Annotated in this window: 26 protein-coding genes; 24 read left to right on the top strand and 2 right to left on the bottom strand. The window is 42.0% G+C overall.

Annotation, left to right across the window (positions count from 1 at the left end; translation table 11 throughout):
- Positions 1 to 99 precede the first annotated feature (99 nt).
- The 12 genes from pfkB (at position 100) to ACIPK1_RS03075 (ending at position 10,902) form a co-directional block, all read left to right on the top strand.
- Entirely contained in the window at positions 100 to 1,038 is a 939-nt protein-coding gene (pfkB, locus tag ACIPK1_RS03130) for a 1-phosphofructokinase (protein ID WP_400449889.1), read from the top strand.
- Positions 1,035 to 2,441: a PTS fructose transporter subunit IIC gene (locus ACIPK1_RS03125; protein ID WP_400449887.1), complete on the top strand. Its 1,407-nt coding sequence runs from the start codon at positions 1,035 to 1,037 to the stop codon at positions 2,439 to 2,441. The genes pfkB and ACIPK1_RS03125 overlap by 4 nt, the downstream gene beginning before the upstream one ends.
- The gene (locus tag ACIPK1_RS03120) at positions 2,438 to 2,887 is read left to right on the top strand and encodes a PTS sugar transporter subunit IIA (RefSeq protein ID WP_301389584.1); all 450 of its coding nucleotides are present in this window, start codon (positions 2,438 to 2,440) and stop codon (positions 2,885 to 2,887) included. Before ACIPK1_RS03125 ends, ACIPK1_RS03120 begins: the two co-directional genes overlap by 4 nt.
- A gap of 4 nt (positions 2,888 to 2,891) precedes the next feature.
- Positions 2,892 to 3,869, top strand: a complete 978-nt coding sequence (lacD, locus tag ACIPK1_RS03115; protein ID WP_008380331.1) for a tagatose-bisphosphate aldolase — start codon at positions 2,892 to 2,894, stop codon at positions 3,867 to 3,869.
- Positions 3,870 to 4,427: 558 nt separating this feature from the next.
- A complete protein-coding gene (locus ACIPK1_RS03110; protein ID WP_194188201.1) occupies positions 4,428 to 5,228 on the top strand; it encodes an SDR family oxidoreductase in 801 nt (266 codons plus the stop codon).
- A gap of 15 nt (positions 5,229 to 5,243) precedes the next feature.
- Positions 5,244 to 7,106: an HTH domain-containing protein gene (locus ACIPK1_RS03105; protein ID WP_301389585.1), complete on the top strand. Its 1,863-nt coding sequence runs from the start codon at positions 5,244 to 5,246 to the stop codon at positions 7,104 to 7,106.
- Positions 7,103 to 7,588 (top strand): transcriptional regulator GutM, encoded by a 486-nt coding sequence (locus ACIPK1_RS03100; protein WP_008380338.1) that lies wholly within the window; start codon positions 7,103 to 7,105, stop codon positions 7,586 to 7,588. The genes ACIPK1_RS03105 and ACIPK1_RS03100 overlap by 4 nt, the downstream gene beginning before the upstream one ends.
- Positions 7,588 to 8,142 (top strand): PTS glucitol/sorbitol transporter subunit IIC, encoded by a 555-nt coding sequence (locus tag ACIPK1_RS03095; protein WP_008380340.1) that lies wholly within the window; start codon positions 7,588 to 7,590, stop codon positions 8,140 to 8,142. Before ACIPK1_RS03100 ends, ACIPK1_RS03095 begins: the two co-directional genes overlap by 1 nt.
- Positions 8,143 to 8,154: 12 nt before the next feature.
- Positions 8,155 to 9,153, top strand: a complete 999-nt coding sequence (locus tag ACIPK1_RS03090; protein ID WP_301389586.1) for a PTS glucitol/sorbitol transporter subunit IIB — start codon at positions 8,155 to 8,157, stop codon at positions 9,151 to 9,153.
- 22 nt (positions 9,154 to 9,175) lie between these two features.
- Complete coding sequence (locus tag ACIPK1_RS03085) at positions 9,176 to 9,532, top strand: PTS glucitol/sorbitol transporter subunit IIA (RefSeq protein ID WP_016621850.1); 357 nt, start codon at positions 9,176 to 9,178, stop codon at positions 9,530 to 9,532.
- Positions 9,533 to 9,574: 42 nt separating this feature from the next.
- Positions 9,575 to 10,255 carry a fructose-6-phosphate aldolase gene (locus tag ACIPK1_RS03080; RefSeq protein WP_008380347.1) on the top strand — a complete coding sequence of 227 codons (681 nt, stop codon included), beginning with the start codon at positions 9,575 to 9,577 and terminating at the stop codon, positions 10,253 to 10,255.
- Positions 10,252 to 10,902 (top strand): HAD family phosphatase, encoded by a 651-nt coding sequence (locus ACIPK1_RS03075; RefSeq protein WP_144330891.1) that lies wholly within the window; start codon positions 10,252 to 10,254, stop codon positions 10,900 to 10,902. The genes ACIPK1_RS03080 and ACIPK1_RS03075 overlap by 4 nt, the downstream gene beginning before the upstream one ends.
- Before the next feature lie 111 nt (positions 10,903 to 11,013).
- On the opposite strand, the gene ACIPK1_RS03070 is transcribed toward ACIPK1_RS03075, so the two are convergent.
- Positions 11,014 to 11,802, bottom strand: coding sequence for a PHP domain-containing protein (locus ACIPK1_RS03070; RefSeq protein WP_008380351.1), 789 nt, complete (start codon positions 11,800 to 11,802; stop codon positions 11,014 to 11,016).
- 132 nt (positions 11,803 to 11,934) lie between these two features.
- Here ACIPK1_RS03070 and ACIPK1_RS03065 point away from each other — a divergent pair, with 132 nt between their 5' ends.
- The 6 genes from ACIPK1_RS03065 to ACIPK1_RS03040 all read left to right on the top strand — a co-directional run bounded on the left by ACIPK1_RS03065 (position 11,935) and on the right by ACIPK1_RS03040 (position 17,626).
- Positions 11,935 to 12,801 carry an AraC family transcriptional regulator gene (locus tag ACIPK1_RS03065; protein WP_301389587.1) on the top strand — a complete coding sequence of 289 codons (867 nt, stop codon included), beginning with the start codon at positions 11,935 to 11,937 and terminating at the stop codon, positions 12,799 to 12,801.
- A 234-nt stretch (positions 12,802 to 13,035) separates the two neighbouring features.
- Positions 13,036 to 14,109 (top strand): Gfo/Idh/MocA family protein, encoded by a 1,074-nt coding sequence (locus tag ACIPK1_RS03060; protein ID WP_005228203.1) that lies wholly within the window; start codon positions 13,036 to 13,038, stop codon positions 14,107 to 14,109.
- Between the two features lie 30 nt (positions 14,110 to 14,139).
- On the top strand, positions 14,140 to 14,892 hold the full coding sequence (locus ACIPK1_RS03055; RefSeq protein ID WP_196043764.1) for a sugar phosphate isomerase/epimerase: 753 nt from the start codon (positions 14,140 to 14,142) through the stop codon (positions 14,890 to 14,892).
- Positions 14,889 to 15,608 (top strand): ThuA domain-containing protein, encoded by a 720-nt coding sequence (locus ACIPK1_RS03050; protein WP_142437711.1) that lies wholly within the window; start codon positions 14,889 to 14,891, stop codon positions 15,606 to 15,608. The genes ACIPK1_RS03055 and ACIPK1_RS03050 overlap by 4 nt, the downstream gene beginning before the upstream one ends.
- Positions 15,605 to 16,573, top strand: a complete 969-nt coding sequence (locus ACIPK1_RS03045; RefSeq protein ID WP_101699350.1) for a sugar phosphate isomerase/epimerase — start codon at positions 15,605 to 15,607, stop codon at positions 16,571 to 16,573. The genes ACIPK1_RS03050 and ACIPK1_RS03045 overlap by 4 nt, the downstream gene beginning before the upstream one ends.
- Positions 16,574 to 16,597: 24 nt before the next feature.
- Positions 16,598 to 17,626 carry a Gfo/Idh/MocA family protein gene (locus ACIPK1_RS03040; RefSeq protein ID WP_244732441.1) on the top strand — a complete coding sequence of 343 codons (1,029 nt, stop codon included), beginning with the start codon at positions 16,598 to 16,600 and terminating at the stop codon, positions 17,624 to 17,626.
- Positions 17,627 to 17,704: 78 nt separating this feature from the next.
- On the opposite strand, the gene ACIPK1_RS03035 is transcribed toward ACIPK1_RS03040, so the two are convergent.
- Positions 17,705 to 18,613, bottom strand: coding sequence for a transcriptional regulator (locus ACIPK1_RS03035; RefSeq protein ID WP_008380365.1), 909 nt, complete (start codon positions 18,611 to 18,613; stop codon positions 17,705 to 17,707).
- Positions 18,614 to 18,859: 246 nt separating this feature from the next.
- On the opposite strand from ACIPK1_RS03035, the gene ACIPK1_RS03030 reads away from it, so the two are divergent.
- The 6 genes from ACIPK1_RS03030 (at position 18,860) to ACIPK1_RS03005 (ending at position 26,362) form a co-directional block, all read left to right on the top strand.
- Complete coding sequence (locus tag ACIPK1_RS03030; protein ID WP_301388807.1) at positions 18,860 to 20,101, top strand: extracellular solute-binding protein; 1,242 nt, start codon at positions 18,860 to 18,862, stop codon at positions 20,099 to 20,101.
- A gap of 159 nt (positions 20,102 to 20,260) precedes the next feature.
- On the top strand, positions 20,261 to 21,136 hold the full coding sequence (locus ACIPK1_RS03025; protein WP_016612866.1) for a carbohydrate ABC transporter permease: 876 nt from the start codon (positions 20,261 to 20,263) through the stop codon (positions 21,134 to 21,136).
- 11 nt (positions 21,137 to 21,147) lie between these two features.
- Entirely contained in the window at positions 21,148 to 21,981 is an 834-nt protein-coding gene (locus ACIPK1_RS03020) for a carbohydrate ABC transporter permease (RefSeq protein WP_061053283.1), read from the top strand.
- An 18-nt stretch (positions 21,982 to 21,999) separates the two neighbouring features.
- Positions 22,000 to 23,793 (top strand): glycoside hydrolase family 2 protein, encoded by a 1,794-nt coding sequence (locus ACIPK1_RS03015; protein ID WP_301388811.1) that lies wholly within the window; start codon positions 22,000 to 22,002, stop codon positions 23,791 to 23,793.
- A 30-nt stretch (positions 23,794 to 23,823) separates the two neighbouring features.
- A complete protein-coding gene (locus ACIPK1_RS03010) occupies positions 23,824 to 25,230 on the top strand; it encodes a glycoside hydrolase family 43 protein (RefSeq protein ID WP_301388813.1) in 1,407 nt (468 codons plus the stop codon).
- Between the two features lie 205 nt (positions 25,231 to 25,435).
- Positions 25,436 to 26,362 carry an alpha/beta fold hydrolase gene (locus ACIPK1_RS03005; RefSeq protein ID WP_086372364.1) on the top strand — a complete coding sequence of 309 codons (927 nt, stop codon included), beginning with the start codon at positions 25,436 to 25,438 and terminating at the stop codon, positions 26,360 to 26,362.
- Positions 26,363 to 26,455: the final 93 nt, after the last annotated feature.

The raw sequence follows: 26,455 nt of genomic DNA, 5'->3' as shown, positions 1-26,455 counted from the left end.
CAAACAAGATTGAAAATGTTTTCAACAGAATGGATCGTTTTAGAAAACATGTACATTCAGAAACAGTGCATACTTAAGGTACAGCAAGGAGGAACAATTATGGGAACGATTTACACATGCACGATGAATTTAGCGATTGACTTATTTATTGAAACAGAACAGCTTTTGCCTCAAGTTGTCAATCGTACACTAGATGATGATATCCAAGCCAATGGCAAAGGGGTGAACGTTTCTCTTATTTTGAAAATGCTAGGTATTACCAGCACTGCTTTAGGATTTAGTGGTGGCTTTACAGGAAAATATATTGAAGATTTTTTAAGCGAAAAGCACATCAAGAACGATTTTGTAGCGGTTAATGGAATGACAAGGATCAATGTCTTTACACAAGTCAACGAAGAAAACAAAGAATATAAATTGGTCAATCAAGGACCAGCGATCAGTCCAGAAAATGTGGAACGATTGTTAGCAAAAATCAAGACTCTTGTTCCAGGTGATTTTCTCTGTGTTTCTGGGAGTTTGCCAAAAGGTGTTCAGCCGACGGTTTTGATTGAGATCAGTAAAATCTGTCAGGAACGAGAAGTCAAGCTGATTATTGATAGTAGTTATAAGGAAGTTCGGGAATGTTTGCAGTATCGTCCTTACTTAATCAAACCAAATGAAGAAGAGTTAGCGACACTATTTGATGTCGCCACGATCGCACCCGAAGATTATCAGAAATACGGTCAAATGTTAATTGCAGAAGGAGCGCAAAATGTGTTGCTGTCTTTAGGAAGTGAAGGGGGGATTTTTTTAAATGAAGCAACTTGTCTGATCGCTAATGCTCCAAAAGGCAAAGTGGTAAATACAGCCTGTGCGGGAGACAGCTTATTAGGGACCTTTATTGCTGGGATGGTTCGCAAGGAGAAGGTTTCTCATACATTGAAAAGAAGTATTGCAGCGGGAAGTTCAACTGCTTTTAAAAAGGGATTGACTGACTTTTTAGATATCCCTGAATTGGAAGCGCAAATACATGTTCATAGAAAGGAAGTCCATAAATGACAAAATTTCAGATAGTAGCTGCGACGGGATGTCCGACGGGGATCGCGCATACGTATATGGCACAAGAAGCATTAGAGCAAGCCGCTAAGAAGCGAGGCATTTCGATCAAAGTAGAGACTCATGGACAGATTGGGATCGAAAATGCATTGACTGCTAAAGAGATCGAAGCTGCCGACGCAGTCATTATCGCGGCTGATAAAGATGTTCAAGCCGAACGTTTTGCAGGAAAAAAAATCATTGATGTCCCGGTAGCTTCGGGCATTCGCAATGCGGATCAATTGATCGCTGATGCCTTAGAGGGTGCAGGGAAAATCAAACAGTCGAAGCAATCTGTTCCGACCGATAAAGAAGAAGTAGCCGTCAGTGGGATTGGACATACGATCTACAAAAACTTAATGAATGGTGTCTCTCATATGTTGCCGTTTGTGGTCAGTGGGGGAGTCTTGATTGCTATTTCATTTCTTTGGGGGATTTATTCGGCTGATCCAACTAACACTCAGTACAACGAATTTGCTGCCCGACTCAATGGAATCGGTGGTTTTGCTATGAGTATGATGGTCCCGATCCTATCAGCATTTATTGCGGAGAGCATCGCGAAACGACCAGGACTAGTGGTTGGGTTTGTTGGGGGCTTGATCGCGGCAGACGGCGGCACTGGTTTCTTAGGTGGGATCGTTTCAGGTTTCTTAGCCGGTTATGTCGTGCTAGGTCTGATGAAGGCATTGATTCTTTTACCTAAATCATTAGATGGTTTGAAAGCAATTTTTCTTTATCCTGTTTTAGGAGTCTTGATTACAGGACTGATTATGGACTTTGTGTCAGGACCGATGGCAACAATCAACGAAGCAATGATGTCCTTCTTAGCTGGTTTCGAAAACTCTAGTCCCTTTGTATTAGGAATTATTGTTGGCTGTATGTGTGCATTCGATATGGGAGGACCAATCAATAAAGCAGCTTATGTAACAGGTACTGCTTTATTGGCACAAGGAAATACTAGTTTCATGGCAGGAGTTTCGGCAGCATGCATTGCCCCACCATTGATTACAGGTTTTGCCGTTTTATTCTTTGGGAAGTATTTTGATGCAAATGAAAAAAATGCTGGATTAGTCAATTTTATCTTAGGCTCAACACATATTACAGAAGGAGCGATTCCTTTTGCGGCGAAAGACCCGCTGAGAGTGTTACCGATCATGATGCTTGGTTCTTCGATTGCTGCTGTACTGACCTATCTCTTCAAAGTGCAAGTGCCTGCACCTCATGGTGGCTTCCTGGTATTACCCGTTGTTACTCATGGTCTTTTATGGGTAAGTGCGATTTTGGCAGGATCGATCGCAGGTGGTTTGTTGCTAGGATTGGTTCAAAAAAGAAAAGTTGCCAAACAGAGAATGGACGTGAAAGCATGATTACGGAAGAATATATTTTTATCGATTCCCTCTTAAAGAATAAAGCAGAAACTTTATCATTTCTAGCAAAAGAAAGTCGGAGACAAGGCGATGCTACGAATGCTTCAGAAGTGGAAGCAGCATTTATCCTTCGAGAAGAACAAGGCTCTACAGGCATGATGGATGGTTTTGCCATTCCTCATGCGAAGAGCAGTGTTATTAGACGACCATTTATTAGTGTAATCAAACTTAGAGAAGCAATCGATTGGGACAGTTTAGACGGACAAAAAATCCATACGATCATCGCTATGTTTATACCAGAGAATGAAGCTGGGAGTACCCACCTTACGATTTTATCTCAAGTGGCAAGGATGCTGATGAAAGAAGATTTTAAAAAAGCGATCCAAACAACTACTTCTAAAACAGCTTTACTACAAGTAATGAATCAGTATCTAGAAGGGAATTGAAAAAATGACTACGACAATGAAGCAACCGATAGCAGTAACAAAACTTTGTAATTCAAAAGGAATCATCAGTGCCTTAGCGATCGATCAAAGAGGCGCATTAAAGAGGATGCTAAGTCAATATAAAAAAGAAGTGTCGGATGCAGCGATCGAGCAGTTTAAAACCATCGTCTCTGAAGAACTAACACCCTATGCATCGGCTATTTTATTAGATCCAGAATACGGACTTCCGGCAGCAAAAGAACGCGCTCAGCAAACTGGTCTATTGATGGCTTATGAAAAAACGGGGTATGACGCAACGACGCCTGGGAGACTCCCAGACTCGTTAAATTATTGGTCAGTCAAGAAGCTCAAAGAGGCAGGAGCAGATGCCTGTAAGTTTTTACTCTACTATGATGTAGACGAAAGCGATGCGATCAACGATCAAAAGAAAGCTTATATAGAACGAATCGGTTCTGAATGTCTGGCGGAAGGGCTGCCCTTTTTCTTAGAGCTAGTCTCCTATGATGCGACCATTTCGGATAACACATCGAAAGAATACGCAACGATCAAACCACATAAAGTCAATCAAATGATGAAGGTTTTTGCGGAGTCGCGCTATAACGTGGCTGTTTTGAAAGTAGAAGTTCCTGTCAATATGAAGTTTGTTGAAGGGTTCGGAAATGAAGTTGTCTATACACAAAAAGAGGCTGCAGCATTCTTTAAAGAACAAAGCCAAATGACTGCTTGTCCATTTATTTTTCTTAGCGGGGGCGTCAGTGCGGAGCTTTTTCAAGAAACCCTCCGTTTTGCCAAAGCAGCTGGTTCAACCTTCAATGGTGTATTATGCGGGCGAGCAACTTGGGCAGATGGTGTTAAGGTATTTGCCACTAAAGGAGAAGCTGCTGCAAGACAATGGATGCAAACAGACGGTAGAAAAAACATCGAAACATTGAATGAAGTGCTAATGGAAACAGCTTCTTCTTGTCAGGCAACAACTGAATGATTTCTTTCAATGGGAATATCTGAACTTGGGGAAATAAGGTGTCAACATATGCTGGCTTCCAGACGGTTAAACGGATATCTGAGATTGACTTTCGCCGAAGTCTTCATTTGAAAAAGTCAACGAGTTGGGTCATTCTTAAGGAGCGTACTAACCAATCTCCGCCTTTTTAATACACTCTAATTTCAATCGTTTCAATTAGCTTAGGGAATTTTCCTAAGCTTTTTTTGTGGAAGAAAAAGGTAGGAGTTTTTCTTTCTTTGACTGCTTGTTATTGGAGTGGCTTTGTTGTGGAAAAATCGAGAGCAATTAGTACACAAACCATCCTTTAAAAAAGAGTGGATGGCTCCATCTAAGGAGAAGATAGGATAGAATAGAAGTCGCTTCAACATGAATTCTTTCAGTTGCAAAATAAAATTGCATTGTTTTATAAGGCAAACGGTCTGAAGATTATTCAGTGAATTCGTACACTTTTTTTCCAGATCTTTGAAAAAATCCTGTCTTAATTATTATTGGTCAACGCTTATACTGAAAGCGTAATCAAATTGTAGGAGGGGACGTATGAAAGACTGGTTAAATATAGCTGGAAAAACCGTAATCGTAACAGGAGGTTCTTCAGGTATCGGAAAGAGGATTGTTGAAAGTTTATTAGAGCAAGGGGTGAATGTGGCAAATTTTGACCTTACAGAAGCTACCCAACAACATGACAATTTGTTGTTTGTTGAAACGGATATTTCAGTAAGGGAAGAGGTGGAGTCAGGTGTAGAAAAAGTCGTTGAGCGGTTTGGAACTGTCGATGGTTTAGTGAACAATGCAGGGATCAATATTCCACGTCTTTTAGTAGATAAGAAAGATCCTCATGGGAAATATGAATTATCAGATCCTATTTTTGACAAGATGAGTGCAATCAATCAAAAGGGCGTTTTCCTAATGACGCAAACAGTAGCCCGAGAATTGGTCAATAAAGAATCTGGAGTCATCATCAATATGTCATCAGAATCAGGGCTTGAAGGATCTGAAGGGCAAAGTGCATATGCTGCTACCAAAGCGGCACTCAATAGCTATACAAGATCATGGGCAAAAGAATTAGGAAAATCAAATGTTCGAGTGGTGGGTATTGCACCCGGCATCATGGAAGAAACAGGTTTGAGAACGCCTGCCTATGAGGAGGCATTGGCTTACACAAGAGGGACGACAGTTGAAAAACTGCGAGAAGGATACACAAAAACGAGTACAATTCCTCTAGGTCGGAGTGGCAAATTGTCAGAAGTAGCTGACTTGGTCTGCTATTACCTGTCTGATCGATCCAGTTATATTACAGGAGTGACAACAAATGTAGCGGGAGGAAAAACTAGGGGATAGAAATAGGGGGATAAAATGGCATTCGTAAATCGATGGTATCAAATCTTAGACTTGTTAATAACCCATAAGGATATTTCAATCATTGATTTACAGAAAAAGTTGAGCAGTAGTTCAAAAACAGTAAAGAGTAGTATTGATCTGCTTAATGAAGAACTAATTGGTATTGCGAAAATCGTGCAAAGGAAAAAGAGCTATTCGATTGAGGTAGAAGACGCTGAAGAATTTGAACTCATTTTGGCTGGAAAGTTAAAAAAAGAAACCGATTTTAACTCAGCAAGTAAGCGGGTAGCATTTATCCTAAAACAATTGATCGAGGAAAAGTCATTTATTTTAATTGACGATCTGTCTGAAGCGCTAGGGATCAGTAGGAGTACTGTCTATAATGATTTTCGGATGCTAAAAAAGCTACTCAAGCCTTTTGATACAGAAGTAGTTGGAACGCCAAATAGAGGGATTCAGATTAAAGGAAGTGAATTTAATCTGCGATTGCTTTACATCTATTATGTACAAGATTATTTTTATGAAAATCATTTAGAAAACGATACACGAGCAATGATCCAAAAAATCATTTCTCTCTCAGGGATTCCGCAGTATTATGGTCGTTTACTGTATAAAGTGATTTCTATTTCCATGAAAAGGATCATTGAAGGGAATTATTTAGAGACGATACCGAATTGTTATACAAATTTCATCAAAGAAGAAGAACAAATCGAGCAGTTGATCTATCATCTAGAGACCAAATACCGAGTGACTTTAAGTCAAACAGAACAGGACTTTCTCTGGTTCCCGTTAAATTTATCTGCAAATTCCTTAATTGAGCGTACGGTTGTCCCGACAGCAGTCGAACAGTACTTTAAAGCGATGCTAAAGCGAATCCATCGCACGCTCGTTTTGGATATCAATGAGAAAGTTTTGTTTTTAGAAATGAAAGAACACTTAAAGTATATGATCAACCGAATCGTGGTCCAAGCAAAATTAAGCGATTTGTTTTACGGCGAAATCGAGCGACAATATCCCTTTGCCTATGAATTAGCCAAAGTCGGTCTACAAGAGATTGAAGAAGTGGTTGGTCGAACCATACCCACAGTCGAAATCAGTTATCTAGCACTTTATTTTGAACTTGCTTTGAAAAGCCAACAAAACGAACCAGCCAAAAAGCAAATTGCTGTAGTTTGTCACAGTGGCAGAGGTACGGCGATGATCATTCGTCGTCAATTGGAACGAGTCTTAGGCAATGATATTCGCATCACCCATTTATCAGAGGAAGCCTATCAGCAGGAAAATCTGACCGATTACTTCGCCATTTTTACGACGATTCCATTAAAACATTTAGAGCAAGTGAAAAGTCCAATCATTAAATTGACCAACTTATTTGACGATCATTGGTTGCGCAATGAGTGGGAAAAAGCCGAACGCTTGCAGTCAGTAGGGAAGCAGTCGATCCTCTTACATTTTAATCACTTAGATCCTGACTTGACCTATCAAGAGAATGTCCAGTCAATGATCGCCGAATTAACAAAGGAGCATATAGTAGATGAGTGCTTTTTGGAACGAATCAGACAAAGAGAGGAAAAACATGCCACGATTTTTGATTCTGAGATTGGCTTTCCCCATGCGATCAATGATCAAACAGATAAAATCGTTCTGTCGATAGGTGTATTCAAAAGGAAATTGGTTACTCCTGAGGGCAATATCAAACTGATTTTTTTGTTAGGTATTCCAAGTGAATTGACAGGGAAAAACGAACAAGACTTGTTGCGCATTTATGATGAATTATTTGCGATTGCTGGCAACGCGGATTTCAGAGAAGAAATCAGTGCCCGAGAAAATCTATTGGCATTGAAAGAATGGCTTTATCAGAAGGAGTTGATTATATGAGTTTTGTTTATCTATTTGGTATTTTTGCCTTAGGCGCCTATTTGTTACAAATTCTTTTTGGGTTAAAACAGATCAAACACTTTAATCAAAACTATCAGCAACTGCGCAAAAAAGGCAAGGTAGCGATTGGACGCAGAGCTGGGAAAATAAAAGCAGGAACGATCGTTTTATTTGCGGTCGATCCAGCAGGAATCATTCTTGATGCCAGAAAGATGCAAGGGGTAACCGTGTTGGCGAAGTTTAAAGAGCTGCCGGTCTATCTAGGAGAAGATATTCATTATATCGATAAGTACCATCCCAATGTGCAAAAAGAAAACAAGTTGACGATTCAAGCGATGGAAAATGCCAGAGAAATCTATTTGCGCACAGAAGCCGGGAACTATACCGAAAGTCAAGGAGTGTCGCCTGTAACACTGTTGAAAATACAAATACAAACATGGAAAGAGAAAATATACATGAAAGAAAAAAGGAGTGCAAAATAATGGAGTATATTACAAAATTTGCTGAAGGTTTTATGAGCCTTTTTCAAACCGGAGCAGAAACCTTTATCTCATGGATGACAGGTATCGTTCCAGTGGTGCTAATGCTGATGGTCGCCATGAATACGCTGATTGCTTTCTTAGGAGAAGAACGCGTGACCAAAGTGGCACGTTTATCTTCAAAAAATCCTTTTACTCGCTATTTGCTTTTACCTTTCCTATCTGCCTTTATGTTAGGAAATCCAATGTCGTTTACTATGGCTCGCTTTTTACCTGAATACTATAAACCTAGCTATTATGCTTCACAAGCGCAATTTTGTCACACCAGTAATGGGGTATTTCCTCATATCAATCCGGGAGAACTCTTTGTATGGTTGGGTATTGCCCAAGGAATCACAACATTAGGCTTAAACTCGATGGAGCTGGCGATTCGTTATCTGTTGGTCGGTATGATCATGAACTTTATTGGTGGTTGGGTCACCGACTTTACGACTGCTTACGTGTGTAAGCAGCAAGGCATCACTTTGAGTAAAACCGTCAAACTAGTGGCAGAATAAGGAGGAATCAAGATGACGTATAAAAGTATACGAGTAGTCAAAGGCAGCGGTGGTTATGGCGGTCCCTTAGTGATCACGCCGACAGAAGAAAGACATAAATTTATTTACATTACTGGTGGTGGTGAGCGACCTGCAATCGTTGATAAAATTGTTGAATTAACGGGAATGGAAGCAGTCAATGGCTTTAAAACATCGATTCCCGATGATGAAATTGCATTGGCAATCATTGACTGTGGTGGCACACTACGTTGCGGTATTTATCCCAAAAAAGGGATTCCGACGATCAATGTCGTCGCAACGGGGAAAAGCGGGCCATTAGCACAATATATCAATGAACAGATCTATGTTTCGGCGGTTGGGGTCGACCAAATTTCATTAAGCGAAGAGCAAGAAGCAATCACTGTCACCAATGAAGCAACAGCTCCTAAGCGGGAATTTACCTACGATACTTCGAAAAAAATCACGGAGCAAAAAGCCGAGCAACAAAATTTTATTGCCAAGATCGGGATGGGCACCGGGAAAGTCGTTGCGACCTTTAACCAATCTGCACGAGATGGGGTTCAGACGATGATCAATACCGTCATTCCCTTCATGGCATTTGTTTCCCTGTTGATTGGGATCATTCAAGGGTCAGGCGTTGGAAATTTCTTTGCGAATGTAATGGCGCCATTGGCTGGCAATATTTGGGGATTGATGATCATTGGCTTTATTTGTTCCTTGCCATTTCTCTCCCCGTTACTTGGACCAGGGGCAGTGATCAGTCAAGTGATTGGAACTCTGATTGGGGTCGAGATCGGTAAAGGAACGATTCCACCTCAACTTGCTCTACCTGCATTATTTGCGATCAATACTCAAAATGCCTGTGATTTCATTCCAGTTGGGTTAGGATTAGAAGAGGCAGAAGCGGAAACGGTTGAGGTTGGGGTACCTTCTGTTCTTTATTCTCGTTTCTTAAATGGTGTACCACGGGTCTTCGTAGCATGGCTTGCAAGTTTTGGACTTTATAGTTAAATCAGTATAGGAGGAAGCAGAAATGGCAGTTTTTACTACGACAGTTCTTTCAATCGGTGTGGAGGCAGAATTATTTCGCGAAGAAAATATGATCATTCTTTTTGGCAAAGATGCACCGGCAGCATTAGCTGACTATTGTTACAATATTGAAGTACAGCCAATGAATGGCACGATTACATCTGAACAAAAATTATGGATCGATGATCAAAGCTATCAAATTACCTCGGTAGGTGATGTGGTATCAAGGAATTTGCAAGAGTTAGGACACATCACGATTAAATTTGATGGCAGTTCGACCTCTGAATTACCAGGCACACTTTATGTAGAAGAAAAAACGATCCCTGTGATTGAAAAAGGAACAAAAATCAGTATTAAGTAAGGAAACTGTCTAGTAAAACGTAAGATTGAAGGAGTGTAAACAATGGAATTCTTTTTGGATACAGTAAATCTTGAGGAAATCACCCACTATCAAAAGGTACTCCCGCTGGCAGGAGTAACCTCGAACCCCACGATTTTGAAAGCTGCGGGGAACATCGACTTTTTTACTCATTTGCAAGCAGTGAAAGAACGAATCGGAGAAGCGTCCTTACACGTTCAAGTGGTTGGGGAAACTGTCGATGAGATGATCCTAGATGCAGAAACGATTATCAATAAGCTGGGAAACGACGTCTATATCAAAATCCCTGTCAATGAAAATGGGTTAGAAGCCATCAAACGATTAAAAGAGCGTGAATTCAATTTAACAGCTACAGCCATTTATACCGAATTACAGGGGTTCTTAGCGATTGGTGCTGGAGTCGATTATTTGGCGCCATACTATAACCGTATGGAAAATATCAATGTTGATGCACCAACAGTCATTGAATCATTGGCACAAGCGATTCATACCACTCAAGCACAAAGTAAGATCCTTGCTGCAAGCTTTAAGAACACTGCGCAAATGAATCGCGCGATTCGTGCAGGGGCACATGCGCTCACTGCTGATCCAGACATCTATCGACAGGGGTTAGCCATGCCTTCCATTCAAAAAGCAATAACGGACTTTCACAATGACTGGGTCGAGACATTTGAGTCGCCATCGATTCAGGGGTTATGCCAATGATGCCAACGGTAATTTTTGATATGGATGGGGTTATCGTAGATTCTGAGTATACGTTTTTAGAATCAAAAACAGCGATGCTTCATAGTGAAGGACACCTTGTAGATGAGTCGTATCACTATCAGTTCATGGGGACCACTGCAGAATTTATGTGGGAAAAAATGAAGGAAGAATTACAGTTACAAAAATCTGTTTCAGCGTACATTGAAGAAATGAATCTCAGAAGAAAAGCGTTGATCACACGTGATGGCGTCAAAGCGATTCCTCATGTGCAAACATTGATTCGGCAGTTAGCAGAAGCGAACTTTCAGCTTGGTGTTGCTTCCTCTTCTCCCAAAAAAGAGATTGAGGAGAACCTGGATCAATTGCAGTTGCGAAACTATTTTACTGAGATCGTCAGTAGTGAAGAGGTAGCACGCTCGAAACCTTTTCCCGACGTATTCTTGAAAGTAGCGTCTTTGTTGGGCACGAACCCTCAGCAATGTATCGTCATTGAAGATACGATCAATGGCTGTAAAGCTGCCAAAGATGCGGGGATGTACTGTATTGGTTTTGCAAATCCAGCATTCCCTGCGCAAGATCTGCCAGCGGATCAAACGATCATTGATTTTCGTGACCTGAATGTGCAAGGATTGAAAACCATTAAATAATACGCACGTCTAAAATGACCAGCCTATAAAGGATGATTGCTAATGAAGCTGGAATCATCCTTTATAGGCTGGTCATTTTTAATTTTTTTGCATGATAGTCAAAGAATAAGCTTATTCTGTCGGCAGATCCGCCATAAACCGTTCACTACCTTGAAAGACCGCTAATTGATTGACACCAAAGGAACGCAGCAGATCGCTCATCGCTGCAAAATCTAACCGATAATCACTGGCTTTATGGGCATCAGAGCCGAGGGTGAACAAGTTACCCCCGACACTTTGATACAGCGGGATAGCATATTGGTAAAGGTGGGCATTTTGATAAGGGCCAAAGCTCTTAGCGTTGATTTCCATCGCTAAGTCACGGGCAACGATTTTTTTGAAGATCGTCGTTAACTCTGTTTCAAAATGGGCGGCCAATTCCTCAGCTGTAAATTGGAAACGACGCAAGCCATAATCAAAGTGGGTCACGATATGCCCGTCTGGAAACGAGTCCAACACGTGGGCCATTTGGTCAAAGTATTGTTTGGCGACTGCAAATTTGTCCTTCGTCAACACGGCATCGTCCATATAATCAAAGGTACCGTTTTGATGGATACTGATCAATTTCAAGTCATAAGGATGGCTTTCAAGATAGCGCAAGATTTCTTGTTCTTGACCAGGCACGACACCAATCTCGATGCCTTTTAAGAGTTTCGTCGCTGTGGTCTCTTGCAGCTTCTGGTGGGTTTTTACTAGTAATTCATAGTCAGGAATATCATCACGGAATCCCGAGTAGGGGTTCTTCAAATCGAAATGATCTGTCGCAACGAAGTAGGCAGGCTGGTAAGCTAGATAATTCTCAAACTGTTCATCTGAATCAAAAGACAAAAATGTATGCAGATGTTGATCATAATAATTCATAAACAAGACTCCTTTTCTTGAATACGATACCACAAAAAAGCAGAAGAAACTATGATTGGCTGAGAAAAGGTTTTCTCTTGGGCAATTTTTCGCTTATAATAAATAAGAATAGAGCGAAGGAGTCGGTCAGCCATGAGTATGTATCTTGAAATTCCTGAATTTGAAAGTGAATTTCGTTTTCGAACGTTTCTAAATGATGGTTTGACCATCGTTTATCCCCATGTCCATAAAGAAATCGAGATCATTTACGCTAAGCGCGGCACGGTGAATATTGGTGTTGACGATACGATTATTGAGTTGAAAGAAGGGGATCTATATCTTTTTTCCAGCGGGCAGCCCCACTACTTTCTTGCATCACCTGAGAGTGAACGCTATGTCTATCAATTTGATATGCAGCTTTTTGAAGAGCCGCTGCTGCGAGAAAATGAAGTATCCTTGATGACACTCTTTGAAGAAGGGGAGCCCCACAGCAAAAATTGGCCAGCGAGTTTTACGGAAAAAATAACAGGTCTCTTGATCGAGTTGTATCAGTTGGAAGAGGAAAATGTTGTTGGGAAGCGTTATTTGACTCTCGGGCTGCTTTACCAGTTGATCGGGGAGTGCTATCAAAGCTTGCCAAAGCGAAAACGAGCCGTCAATCCACTAAAACGAACGGCCGCACAATATAAAGAAACCTTGCAGCGTCTGAATGATGTCTTTGAGTACATCGAATCCCATTACCAAGAAGTCTTGACAATGGAGGACACCGCAAGACATGTAGGGTTTAGTCCCCATTATTTCACGCGTTTCTTTAAAACCAATACTGGCAAGACCTTCATGCAGTTTTTGACGGAATACCGCATCAATCAAGCCAAATTTATCTTGGCAAATGAAAAGATCCCGATGGCGGAAGTCGCTGAAAAAGCAGGCTTTGCCAGTGTCAAAACATTTCATCATGTCTTTAAGGAAGCTGTTGGTCAATCACCGTTGCAGTACCAGAAACAATTGAATCAAAATTGATAGAAACAGCCGATGAGCCTTTGCTTGTCGACTGTTTTTTTGTTGATCTGGCACTATTTTTTTCTCGATAGTGTTTTTTTAAGCGCTTTGCATAAATTGTGGAGTGGTTCTTTTTGTTAAAGTTTCATAAGATAATTTTCGGGAATTTTTTCAATGGAAACTGGGAAGAACTGCTTTCGATGTTTCGCTATAATGAGGGGGTAGAAAATAATAAGCGTTTTCAGGAGGAAAGATATGACAGTTAAAGTTGGAATTATTGGGTGCGGTGGGATCGCAAACGGCAAGCACATGCCTGCCTTGTCTCAAGTAGAGGAAGTAGAAATGGTTGCCTTTTGTGATCTGCTGGTTGAACGTGCAGTTGAAGCGAAATCAGCATTTGGGACCGAAGATGCTCAAGTATTCAGCGATTATCAAGAAATGTTGGCACAAGCTGATCTAGATGTGATCCATGTGTGTACACCAAACGCCTCACATGCTGAGTTGACGATTGCTGCACTAGAAGCGGATTGTCATGTCATGTGTGAAAAACCAATGGCAAAAACAGCGGCAGAAGCCAAAGCAATGATCGAAGCAGCCAACCGAACAGGAAAAAAACTCACGATCGGCTACCAAAACCGTTTTAGAAAAGATTCTCGTTATCTTCATGAAGTGTGCGCCGAAGGACAATTAGGAAACATTTATTTTGGGAAAGCTCATGCGATCCGTCGTCGGGCTGTGCCAACTTGGGGTGTTTTCCTTGATGAAGAGGCGCAAGGCGGCGGTCCTTTGATCGATATCGGTACCCACGCATTGGATCTGACCTTATGGATGATGAACAATTACAAACCAAAATTTGTTGTCGGAAAAGCGTATCATGAGTTGTCGCAAACCAAAAATGCCGCAAATGCTTGGGGCCCTTGGGACCCAGAGAAATTCTCAGTAGAAGATTCGGCCTTTGGTTTTGTGGTCATGGAAGATGGCGCAACGATTTTCTTAGAAGCCAGCTGGGCGCTCAACAGCTTGGATGTGAAAGAAGCCAAAACGACACTGATGGGTAGCAAAGCCGGTGCGGATATGAACAACGGTTTGACCATCAATGGGGAAGACCACAGCTTGCTGTATGAAAAAAATATCGAACTTGAAACAGGCGGCGTTGATTTTTATGAAGGAAACGGGGAGACGCCAGAAATTTTAGAAGCACAATCGTGGATCCATGCGATCATCAACGATACCGAACCAGTGGTCAAACCTGAAGAAGCAATGGTCGTGACGGAGATTCTAGAAGCGATCTACAAATCATCGCAAACCGGTGAGCCAGTCTACCTATAAGAACTGCTGGAAGAAAAGGAGCGAGCACAAATGACAAAACCGAAAATCGCTTTACAGCTTTGGAGTATTCAAGAGGACTGCAAGACAAATCTTTTTGATGCGTTGAAAACAGTAAAACAAAACGGCTATGACGGTGTTGAATTTGCCGGTTATCATGGACACAGCGCTGTTCAGATCAAAGAAATGCTGGAGCAGTTGGATTTGGCGGTCGCGGCTTCCCATATCCCGTTTGAAGCATTGCAAGATCGTTTTGAAGAAACCGTCGCTTTTGAAAAAACGATTGGCAATCAACGGATCGTGATTCCGTATGCCAGCTTTGATTCTTTGGAAAAATGGCAAGCCTTTGCTGCGGAGCTGACCCAGATCACCCAAAAATTGCAGGCAGAAGGGCTGACTTGCTACTACCACAACCATGCCCATGAATTTACTGAAGTTGCTGGAAAATCCATGATCGATGAACTGATCAAAGACAATCCGCAACTGCGTTTGGAAGCCGACCTTTACTGGTTAGCCTTTGCAAACGTGGCTATTTTACCTTGGCTAAAGGAACGCGAAACGAAGGTCGGCTTGGTTCATATCAAAGATATGCAAGAGCAGCCGCAGGAAAGCACCGAGATCGGCAATGGGATTTTACCAATTAAGTCGTATGTAGAAGCAGCTAAAGCATTAGAACTACCATGGCTGATCGTCGAGCAGGAAGCGTTTCAAAAATTCGCTCCTTTAGAAGCCAGCGGGATTGATTATCTGCAATTAAAAGACATCGTAGAGGAGGTCTACCAATGATCCATGTTACGTTATGGAACGAGTTTCGTCATGAAAAAACGAATGAGACCGTCCAAAAAATGTATCCAGAAGGAATCCATGGTCAAATTGCCAAGTTTTTAGCAGAGGATGATTTTCAAGTACGAACGGCGACCCTTGATGAACCAGAACATGGGTTGACGGAGCAAGTATTGGCTGACACGGATGTGTTGGTTTGGTGGGGCCATATGGCGCATGAAGAAGTCGATGATGCTATCGTTGCTCGTGTGCAGCAGCGTGTATGGGAAGGAATGGGACTGATCGTCTTGCATTCTGGCCACTTTTCGAAAATCTTTAAAACGTTGATGGGAACGTCGTGCGATTTGAAATGGCGGGTAGACGATCAGCATGCGCGGATCTGGAATGTTAATCCAAGCCACCCAATCGCTGAAGGAGTCGGCGAATGGATCGAACTAGAGCAAGAGGAAATGTATGGCGAGCACTTTGATATTCCAGCGCCGGATGAATTGATCTTTGTCAGCTGGTTCCCTGGTGGTGAAGTTTTCCGCAGCGGCTGTACATTCCGCCGTGGGAATGGCAAAATCTTCTATTTCCAGCCTGGTCATGAGACATTCCCAAGCTATTACAATCCCAAAGTGCAAAAAGTGATCCAAAATGCGGCTCGCTGGTGTGCACCAACAGAAAATCGTTACCCAACATATGGGCATTTTCAAGCAATTGAGGAGGAAAGAAAATGAAATTAGGTGTTTTTACCCCGTTATTCAATCAACTTAGCTTTGAAGAAATGATCGATGAAGTAGCGAAAAAAGGGCTCCAAACCGTTGAGATCGGTACCGGTGGTTCTCCCGGCAATGCCCACTTAGACATTGACTGTTTACTAGCAAGTGAAGCAGAGCGAAAAGAATACTTGGCAAAATTAGCTGATAAAGGATTGGAAATCTCAGCTTTGAGCTGTCACAACAACCCAATCTCTCCACTAAAAGCAGAAGCGCAAGAAGCCGATGAACTTTTGCGTAAAACCATCAAATTAGCCAGCTTAATGAATGTACCTGTTGTGAATGGTTTTTCAGGCGTTTCAGGCGGAAATGCAACAGATACACAAGTCAACTGGCCAGTATTGCCATGGCCGACGGAATACGATGACAATTATAATTATCAATGGGAACAAAAACTGATTCCTTATTGGAAAGGCATCAACACGGAAGCGGAAGCGGCTGGTGTTAAAATCGGGATCGAACTTCATGGCGGCTTTTTGGCACATACCCCTTATACGATGTTGAAACTGCGGGATGCTGCGGGTAAAGCCATCGGCTGTAACTTGGATCCAAGTCATTTATGGTGGCAAGGGATCGACCCAGTGGCAGCGGTCAAAATCTTAGGGGAAGCCGATGCGATCCATCACTTCCATGCCAAAGATACGTATTTGGACCAAGACAATATCAACATGCATGGCTTGACGGACATGCAGCCATATAGCAATGTCAAAACCCGAGCTTGGACCTTCCGTTCAGTCGGTTGCGGCCACAGCTTACAAGTCTGGTCAGATATTATTTCTGCACTTAGAATTTATGGGTATGATTATGTCTTGAGTATTGAGCATGAAGATCCAATCATGTCCATTGATGAAGGACTGAATCGTGCCATCAGCAACTTGAAGACGATTATGATCCGTGAAGAAGCTTCATCCATGTGGTGGGCATAAGAAGAAAACCGAGGAGTGTCAGACATGAGTGCAATCAATTTTGCAGTAATCGGATATGGCGGCATGGGTGCGTACCATGTCCACAATATCTTACCAAATGAAAACGAACGAATCCACATCGTAGGAACTTACGATATCAATGAAGAACGTCAAGCGATCTCACAAGAAAAAGGCCATAAGATCTTTAAAAGCTATGATGAAGTCTTAGCCGATGAGACGATCGAAGCAGTATTGATCGCCACACCTAATGACTTGCATAAAGAGTTATCGATCGCTGCATTGAGAGCAGGCAAACATGTTGTTTGCGAGAAGCCTGTTGCGCTGAATACTGCGGAACTAGATGAGATCGTGGCGGTTGCCCAAGAAACCGGCAATACCTTTATGGTTCACCAAAACCGCCGTTGGGATCCTGATTTTTTACTTGTACGCGAACTGTACCGTAATGGACAGATCGGCGATTTGTTCCAATTAGAATCACGGGTCCAAGGGGCAAACGGCATCCCAGGAGACTGGCGTCATGTGAAAAAACAAGGCGGGGGAATGCTCTTAGACTGGGGCGTTCACTTGCTAGATCAAATGCTATGGCTGATCGACAGCCCAGTGAAAGACGTCAAAGTGGATCTTAGCTTTGTGTTGGGGGAAGAAGTCGATGATGGGTTCTTCGCTTTGATTACCTTTGAAAATGGGGTCAAAGCAATCGTGGAAGTTGGAACCTCCAATTACACGCAATTGCCTCGCTGGTACATCAAAGGAACGGAAGGAACAGCCACCATCACCGATTGGGATCTAAATGGTGAAATGGTTCAGGCAACAGGTCGCGAAGACGTGGCCGCACCAAAACCAGTTCAAGCAGGCGTTGGCTTGACGAAAACGATGGCACCGCCATCGGAATTGGCAGCCAAAGAGATTCCTTTCCCGAAAGCCGAAGCGGATTTTGAACCTTTCTACAAGAATTTTTACAACGTTGTACGCAACGGTGCCGAACCTATCGTTAAAAACGAAGAAGTCCGAGCAGTGATGCAGTTGATCGAACGCATTTTTGCCACAGCGTAAGAGAATAGAAAAAAGCACTAGCTGAGGGAGTGGTCTCTCTTCGCTACGTGCTTTTTTTGTGTAATGGAACGACAACAGTCATTCCGATACGTAAAAATTGAACAATAAATCTTGAGGATAATTTCCCCATCGATCGCCGAAAATGGTCAAACCACCAGCGTTTTCGGCAGTTGCAGGTGCAGCAATTTTAAAGGTGAAAAAGTCACTGTGGTCTAAGTCGATTTCATTCAGGTTGTGATCTGTTAATTTTTCTCCATCGAGGGAAGTATCATAGCGATTGATGCGTAAATGCTTAAGCAATCCATATTGACTGAACTCATCGATCCACCATTGCGGAGTCAGAGAACCTCTGACATCCGAAAAGTTTCCTGGTACGGTGTAACTACCGATGCAGTGATTGTTTAAGTAAAAGGAAAGATCACTGGGCCAATAGTTATTCGAAATTGGGAACTCTGAAGCGATCTCCATACTGATTTCCAGTAATTCGATTTTTTCACCATTTTTCAAAGGATTTGGGATTTTGTATTCTAAAAAACCGTTATTTAGCCAGATGATACTTGCATCAACACGTTCTTGATCCAGAAAAGATTTTGGATCATCTAAGGCGCCAATCAAGCGGTCTTTGGTCGCCATTCCACAAGAAGGCTCAGCTTTAAAATCGGTGAAGTGGCCGATTTTCACAGATTGGGAGGTTAGATTCATTTCTGGAAACACTTTTGCTGGGAAATTGATATTGATGAAATCAGTTTTTAGAGACAAATATTTTTTCTTCCAGTCTTGCCCCGATCCTTTTTCGGTTTTGATCAACTGAGCTTCTTCGAGTTTACGGATATGTTTGGTCATTAAAGCATTGCTGATTGCTAATTTTTGTCCAATTTCACTGATGCTTTTCTTCTTATCGCCTAATTCTCTTAAAATCGCTAAGCGAGTTTCATTTGCCAGTGCTTCGTAGATCGGTAAAGATGCGTTTGTTAAATCCAATTCCATAGCGATCACCTCGTTATACTAAAATGTTTAATGAAAAGATAGTTTAATTATAACACAACCTTGTGGATTTACAAAATAGTAAAATGATATAATTTTTGGTTATTCCTTGTTAAAATAATGTTGACAGCGCTTTATATTTATAGTAACTTTACGGTGTAAACATTATTTGACGATAGTCTAACGATTATGTTTATTGATAATTGGATGTCATTTTACTTTTTAGTTAAATTAAAAGGAGTGTAAAAAATGAAAGTAAGTAAATCTATTGTTTTAGTAGGGACAAGCTTATTATGTACAGTGTTGTTAGCTGCTTGTGGCGGGAGTGGTAGCTCAAGTAATAATTCAGAAATTTTGCTTTGGTCTTCGACGACAGGACCAGACGGTGAAAAAATCAAAAAAACGATTGATCAATACAATGAAACAGACCCAGACTTTAAAGTGAAGTTAGTAAGCATGCAAGGTGACACCTTTACTTCAAAGTTGACGACTGCGGGGAAATCGGGGAAAGGTGTTCCTGATTTGGCTTTGATTGCCTCAGAAGCTTTGCCTACTTACAAACACCAAGACATGCTTGAAACTTGGGATGACATGATCGATGGGACAGAATTGGCACGGGAAAACTACGTTGAAGCTGCTTGGGACACTGGTGTAGTGGATGATAGTCAATATGGGATTCCGGCAACCATGGGTTCGTGGGTGATGTATTACAACCAAGATTTGGTGGATAAATATGTTCCAGGAGCGTTGGATGATGGCGTAGTGACGTATGAAGAAATCAGACAAGCTGGGGAAAAAGCAAAAGCAGATGGTATCTATAGTTTTGGCTATACATGGGGCATGCAGAATTATTCGAATCTCTACCAACAAATGGGTGGGGAATGGCAAGATGCACAAGGAAACATCAATATCGATAATGAGTATTCTTACAATGCCGTTCAAGAGTTTAAGGATCTGTACGATGCCGGCTACATGGTCCCAGATGGTGAAGATGCAAATAAACTTTTTGCAAACCAGCAGCTGATTTTTCTTCCAGAAGGAACATGGATGCTAAGTAATATGGAAGAAATCAGTTACTTCACTTGGGGCCAAACATTTACTCCTCAATGGGATGCGGAACATATCATTCAAGGTTCAGGCGTCGATCAGTTTGCAATGTTCAAAACGAACGAGGAACGTTTCGATGAAAAGAAAAGTGGCATGGTCGACTTTCTGACTTGGTTACAAGCAAACCAATTAGAGTGGGTCAAATCAGGTGCAAATCCTACTTCCTTAGCTATGCTAGACAATGAAGAATATGTTGAGATGCCACAATCCTTCTTATTGAAGACAGAAAAAGGACAAGCGGCAATTTCTGTTAACGCAGTTGATGGCTTATCGTATATCTTTGGTGAATATGATAATCGCTCATGGGACATGATCACAGGAAAAGCAGATATTCAAACGACGTTTGGTGAGATCCAAAAAGTTGTAGAAGAAAAGATGAAATAATCTTCTCACATAGAGGCTGTGGCAGAAGGAAGAGCGACCATAAAAAGAATTCAGTCTATTTTTTGATAGGGGAGGAATTCTGATGGGGAGGCTTAAAGGGCTGTCACAGTCGTTTCTTGTTGAGAGCTGCACTAGAAATACAAGGAAGGATGGGTATTGATGAAAAAAAGGTTAAATGGCTGGCCAATCGTTTTTATTGGTCCGCATATGCTCCTTTTTCTTTTATTCTTTTTAGTTCCTGCAGTGATTGGGATCTATGTTTCTTTTACTGAATGGGATCTGTTCAGTACACCGATTTTTGTCGGGTTTGATAATTTTCAAACGATTTTGTTTGATCAAGACTCGTTGTATCATACGCAATTTTTTAATGGAATGAAAAATACGCTGTTTTTTGCGGCAATCTCCGTTCCGTTATGTATTGTAATTCCCTTGTTACTAGCGGTTGCATTATCTGCTAAACCAAAAATGATGCGTTTTTTTCAATCGATTCTCTACCTGCCAACACTGTTTGCAATCTCTGCCGTCATGATTATTTGGGGGTTCCTTTTGAGCAAATCTTTTGGGCCAATCAAAGAAGTATTCGGTATCGACATCAATTTTGTAGGCACGCAACCATGGGCATGGATCGCTATTTTGATCGTGACGATTTGGTGGACATTAGGTGGGAATCTAATTATTTATGTTGCTGCATTAAATGGCGTCTCTAAAGAGCAGTTAGAAGCAGCAGAATTAGATGGTGCAAATAGTATAACGAAATTTTTCCGTATTTCTTTGCCGAGTATTCGCAACCAGCTTGTTTTTACCACGGTCATGACGACCATCGCTCAGTTTAATATTTATGGTCAGCCACTAATGTTGACGGGTGGCGGACCCAACAATTCTACTCGCGTGTTGATGATGTACATCCAAGAAAATGCTTTTGGTAGTAGTACCTCGGTTGCAGGAATTTCTTCAGCGATGGCTATTTTACTAGGTTTTGTAATCATGGCAGTTTCGATTGTGCAATTTATGGTCATCAAAAAAATGGAAAGATAGGAGGGAAGAAGATGCGAGAAAACAAACTAGGGAAAAGAATTGCCTTTATTTTGCTAGCGATCGTCTGTGTGATTTGGCTCTTTCCTTTGATATGGGCAATTTTTACCTCGTTTAAATCGGAGGCAGAGATTCAAAAGGTTGGGTTCAGTTTGATTCCACAAGATTGGACGCTGACTAACTTTTTGGGCTTGTTACAAGGCAATGATTCTTCTCCTGTGTTCCGCTGGTTTGTGAATTCAATGATTATTTCAACTTCACATACGCTGTTGGTTATGGTGATCGTCTCGTTTGCAGCCTATGGCTATACACGACTCACCTTTAAGGGGAGAGATTTGATTTTTGCCCTATTGTTAGGAACGATGATGTTTCCCGGGGTGGTCAATTTGATCCCGAATTTTAAAATCGTTGATACGTTAGGTTGGACCAATACATTTCTGGCAGTCATCGTTCCTGGGGCTGCAGGTGTTTATAACATTTTCCTCGTTCGGCAGTTCATTTTAGGGATTCCTAAAGAATTGGATGAATCGGCTGTGATCGATGGGGCCAACGAGTTTCAAATCTTTTATCATATTATCTTACCACTGATCAAACCTGTATTGACGGTGGTTGCGTTATTTAGTTTTACTGGCTCATGGAATGACTTCTTGTGGCCATCGATCGTGATAAACGATATTGATAAATTACCGATTACACCGGGGCTGCAGTTGCTACAAGGGCAATACATGACCTATCCGGGAATTGGAACTGCCGGAGCAATCTTGGCTTTGATCCCTACCTTTTTATTGTATTTGGTGGCGCAAAAAAGCTTTATGGCGTCAATGTCGTTGCAAAGTGGCATAAAATAATTTGTTTTTGGAGGAAATATGAGTAGAGAAGAATACCCGAGACCGCAATTTGAGAGAGAGAATTGGTTAAGCTTAAATGGTGAATGGCAATTTACCTTTGATGACCAAAATCTTGGTTTAAAAGAAAAGTGGTACACAAATGAAGCAAACTATCCGTACAAGATCAATGTTCCCTTTGTCTATCAAAGTGCATTGAGCGGCATTGATCATCGAGAAGTGCACGACGTTGTATGGTATTATCGGACCTTCAATGTGCAAGTCCCTGAAAAAAGTCGTGTCCTTTTGCATTTTGGGGCGGTGGACTATGAAGCAGATGTGTTTGTCAATGGCAATCATGTGAAAAATCATTGCGGAGGGCATACCTCGTTTGCTATAGACATCACGGATGCTCTAGTATCTGGACAAGAGCAAATACTAAGTGTGCGAGCATTTGACCCGCATTTTGATGAAAGCATTCCACGGGGGAAACAATTTTGGGAAGAAGAATCAGCAGGAATCTGGTACACAAACTCAACAGGGATCTGGCAGCCAGTCTGGCTTGAAGTAGTTGCTGAAACCCATCTGCAACAGGTGAAATTTACGAGTGATTTTGATGCTGGCGCCGTGAAGATCGATGTAGAACTGAACCAGTTACAGCCGCAAGTAGTCTTAGAATATCAAATCTATTTTAAAGATGCTTTAGTTACCAGCGGAAAGGCAGACTTTATCACTTCTAAGTTGAGTTTTGCAGTTGATATTTTCCAGCAAGAAATTTTTCGGACGAATTTTCACCACGAAGGCTGGTCTTGGACACCTGAAAAGCCGCAATTATTTGATGTTGAATTGACGCTTAGAGAAGCAGGGAATGCCATCGATCAGCTAAAAAGTTATTTTGGTATGCGTAAAATACATACAGAAAACGGTATGATTTACTTAAATAACAAGCCTTACTACCAGAAGCTGGTGCTCGATCAAGGATATTGGCCGAGCGGTTTGTTAACTGCACCAACAGATGAGGACTTTAAACAAGACATCTTATTGGCCAAAGAAATGGGATTTACTGGTTGCCGAAAACATCAAAAAACAGAAGACCCACGCTTTTTATACTGGGCAGATAAATTAGGATTTCTTGTTTGGGGAGAGTGTGCGGCGCCGGCAATCTATACCGATCGTTCTGTGATGCGTTTGATGCAAGAGTGGGCAGAGATCATCACTCGGGACTATAGTCACCCTTCGATCGTTACTTGGGTACCAATCAATGAGAGCTGGGGTGTACCAAAAATATCATTTGATCGTCAGCAACAGCATTTTTCTCAAGCAATGTATCACTTTATCCATTCGCTAGACCAGCAACGGTTGGTTATTTCAAATGATGGTTGGGCGATGACGGAGACAGATATTTGTGCGATTCATAATTATGCGCATGGGCAAGAATCTGAGCGGCAAAAATATCTATACTTCAAAGACAGTCTCAGCACGAGAGAAAAATTGGTGAATCGAGTATCGACCCCCTGGCCGATTTTCGCTGGAGGATTTTCTTATCAGGATCAGCCTATTTTATTGACTGAGTTTGGCGGTATTGGCTTCGATGTTTCGGGGCAACCCGGTTGGGGCTATACCTCAGTGGAAAATCAACAAGATTTCTTGAAGGATTATCAGCGAATCATGACAGCTGTTTATGATTCTGTCGGACTCTGGGGCTATTGCTACACTCAGTTGACAGATGTTGAACAAGAAATCAATGGATTACTGACCTATGACCGCCAACCAAAAGTTGATTTGGCAGCGATTAAAGAGATCAATGAGCAGTTTCATCCACCACAGATAGAATAAAATGATTGGTAAGGAAAGGAGCGATGTCCGATGGGGAAATCAGCAGCTTGGCTCAGTGGAGTAAGTATCTTGATTGCTGCGCTTATGATAACCGGTTGTAGCGCTGGAACTGATCCAGGGGAAGAAGTGTCCGATTTTACATCAATTATCGATAATGATGGGGCAGATCCTTGGATCTTGCAAACGGAAGCGTTCTTTTATTATACCAAAACGACTGGGAATAATTTAACGCTTTGGCGTGCTGAAAACCTCTCTCACGTTGCTGCTGGTGAAAAAAAGATCATCTGGGAAATGCCAGCAGAATTTGAAAGTATCTGGGCACCTGAGCTTCATTACTTAGATGATCGCTGGGTGATGTATTTCGCGGCTAATCGTCCTTCAGAAACGCATCGTATGTACGCATTAGTCAATCATCAAAAAGATCCTTACATGGGTGAGTGGCAATTGGAAGAGATCAAAGGGATGGATGATAAATTTGCGATTGATGGAACAGTCTTAGAGATCAATGACAAACGCTATTTCCTTTGGTCGGGCTGGGAAGGGTATGAAAATGTCGCGCAAAATCTTTATTTAGCGGAAATGGCCTCCCCTACGGAAGTGATTGGGGAGAAACGACTTATCTCAGAACCAGAATATGAATGGGAAATGCGGCAAACACCATTGATCAATGAAGCCCCTCAAGTGATGATCAAAGACGAAACAGTCAATTTGGTATACTCTGCCAGTGGAAGCTGGGACAATGATTACGCTCTTGGTCTTATGACCCTAGATGTGGCTGATGATCCGCTAGAAAGAGCGAACTGGCAAAAGGAACCAGCGCCGATTTTCCAACAGACAAACACTGTCTATGGACCTGGTCATAATGGATTTGCCAAATCAAAAGATGGTTCTGAAGACTGGCTGATTTATCATGCTGCTCGGTGGGATCATTCGGGCTGGAACCGTTCGATCCGCTTACAAAAGTTTGGTTGGGATCAAGAGGATAAAATTCTAATGGAAGCTCCTTTGGATGAATGGCATGTTCAAGCGTTGCCAAAAGCTGAGCCCAATCGACTGCGATTAACTGCTAGCCGTGCTTTGCTGGAGGGCGATTTAGTGCTTGTCGAAGATGAGGCAGCACTCTCTAAGAAAGTCGTCCAAGGCTTTGAATCAACGACTGACAAAATTATCTTTGCCCCGCAGATTGAAGAAGCAGACGAATTTCTGGTGATTGCCTATGTCAAAACCACTGATTATCTCTCCTTGAATGACCCAATTCAGGTCAGGATTGAAACGAAACAAGCAAACCACGTGGTGGATGTCTATCCTTCCGAATATTATCAACCGCTACAAGTCCGCATGAAGTTACCGAAAGGATCGCAGGAAATCACCCTTTCGTCTGAGATTGGGATTGATACGCTAAGTATTGATCGTTTAGAAATCGTCAAATTCCAATAAAGAATAATGAGGAAGTTTTTTAAATCCAAGCGATGGGTGATGATCGTTTGACTCCTGCTACTTTGTCTTTAGACAATGTGGCAGGATTTTTTTATCCTTGAAAATTCCCAACTCCTACCGCCATAGCCTAAAATTCCATGTATAATAAAGAAAACGACCGTTTTATTTGGCGAAGGGAAAAGAAAAAGCAAAAGAGGTGCGAACTATGAGGATGAATCAAGAAAAGCTGACTTCATCAAATGGGAAGGATCAGCTTTTTGTCAAAACGTGGCTGCCAGAAGAACAGCCGAAAGCAGTCGTGCAAATCGTTCACGGAATGATCGAACACATTGAACGTTACCACGAGTTTGCGGAATGTTTGACTGCGCAAGGCTATGCGGTGGTCGGTCATGATCACTTAGGGCATGGGCAATCCGTGAAAGAAACACAGGCCTATGGGCATTTTGGTGAAAAAGAGGGCGCCAACTATTTAGTGGCAGATGTGGGAGTGGTCCATCAGTACGCCGCTGCTTGCTACCCAGACCGACCATACTTTATCTTAGGGCACAGTATGGGGTCGCTGGTGTTGCGGAATTATTTGTTTAGTCAGCCACATCCATTGACAGGAGCGATCCTCATGGGCACCACGATGGAAAAAGCCGTGCTGATGCAAGGAGGCAAACTTGTCACGAACTTGTTGCGGCCGTTTGCCGCTCAGCAATGGCCTTATCACGTAATGGAACAGCTAGTTTTTGGCCAGCACAACCGGCGTTTTCGTCCCAATCGGACCGCCAAGGATTGGTTGACCAGTGATCCGCAACAAGTGGATCGCTACTTGAAGGACCCTTACACGCAATTTCATTTTTCCTTAGCGGCTTACAAGGATCTCTTTACATTGACGCAAGCTGCCAGTGATCCGGAACAACTGCGCAGGATTGACCCAGAATTGCCGCTGCTCTTGATTTCAGGTGCAGACGATCCTGTGGGGCACTATGGCAAAAGCGTCCGCCAATTGGCTCAGCAGCTGAAGCAAAATGCTGACGTGACGATGTATTTGCTTGAGCAGGGACGTCATGAGATTTTGAATGAGCGCAACCGCGAGATCGTTTACAATGAAATTTCTCGCTGGCTGTTTGAAAAAATGCCGAAATGACGAACGTTAAGAAATTGGTAGTCTTTTCTGAAAATTCAAAATTATTTTCTCTTTTAAGGCTTTTTTCATTTTCGGCTATCTGTTATAATGATT

This window comes from Enterococcus sp. NPDC086594, assembly GCF_044746145.1.
In the GTDB taxonomy this organism is placed as follows: Bacteria; Bacillota; Bacilli; order Lactobacillales; family Enterococcaceae; genus Enterococcus_D; species Enterococcus_D entomosocium.
Note: the sequence above shows the minus strand (reverse complement) of the source record. Positions and strands in the feature narration are given on the sequence as shown.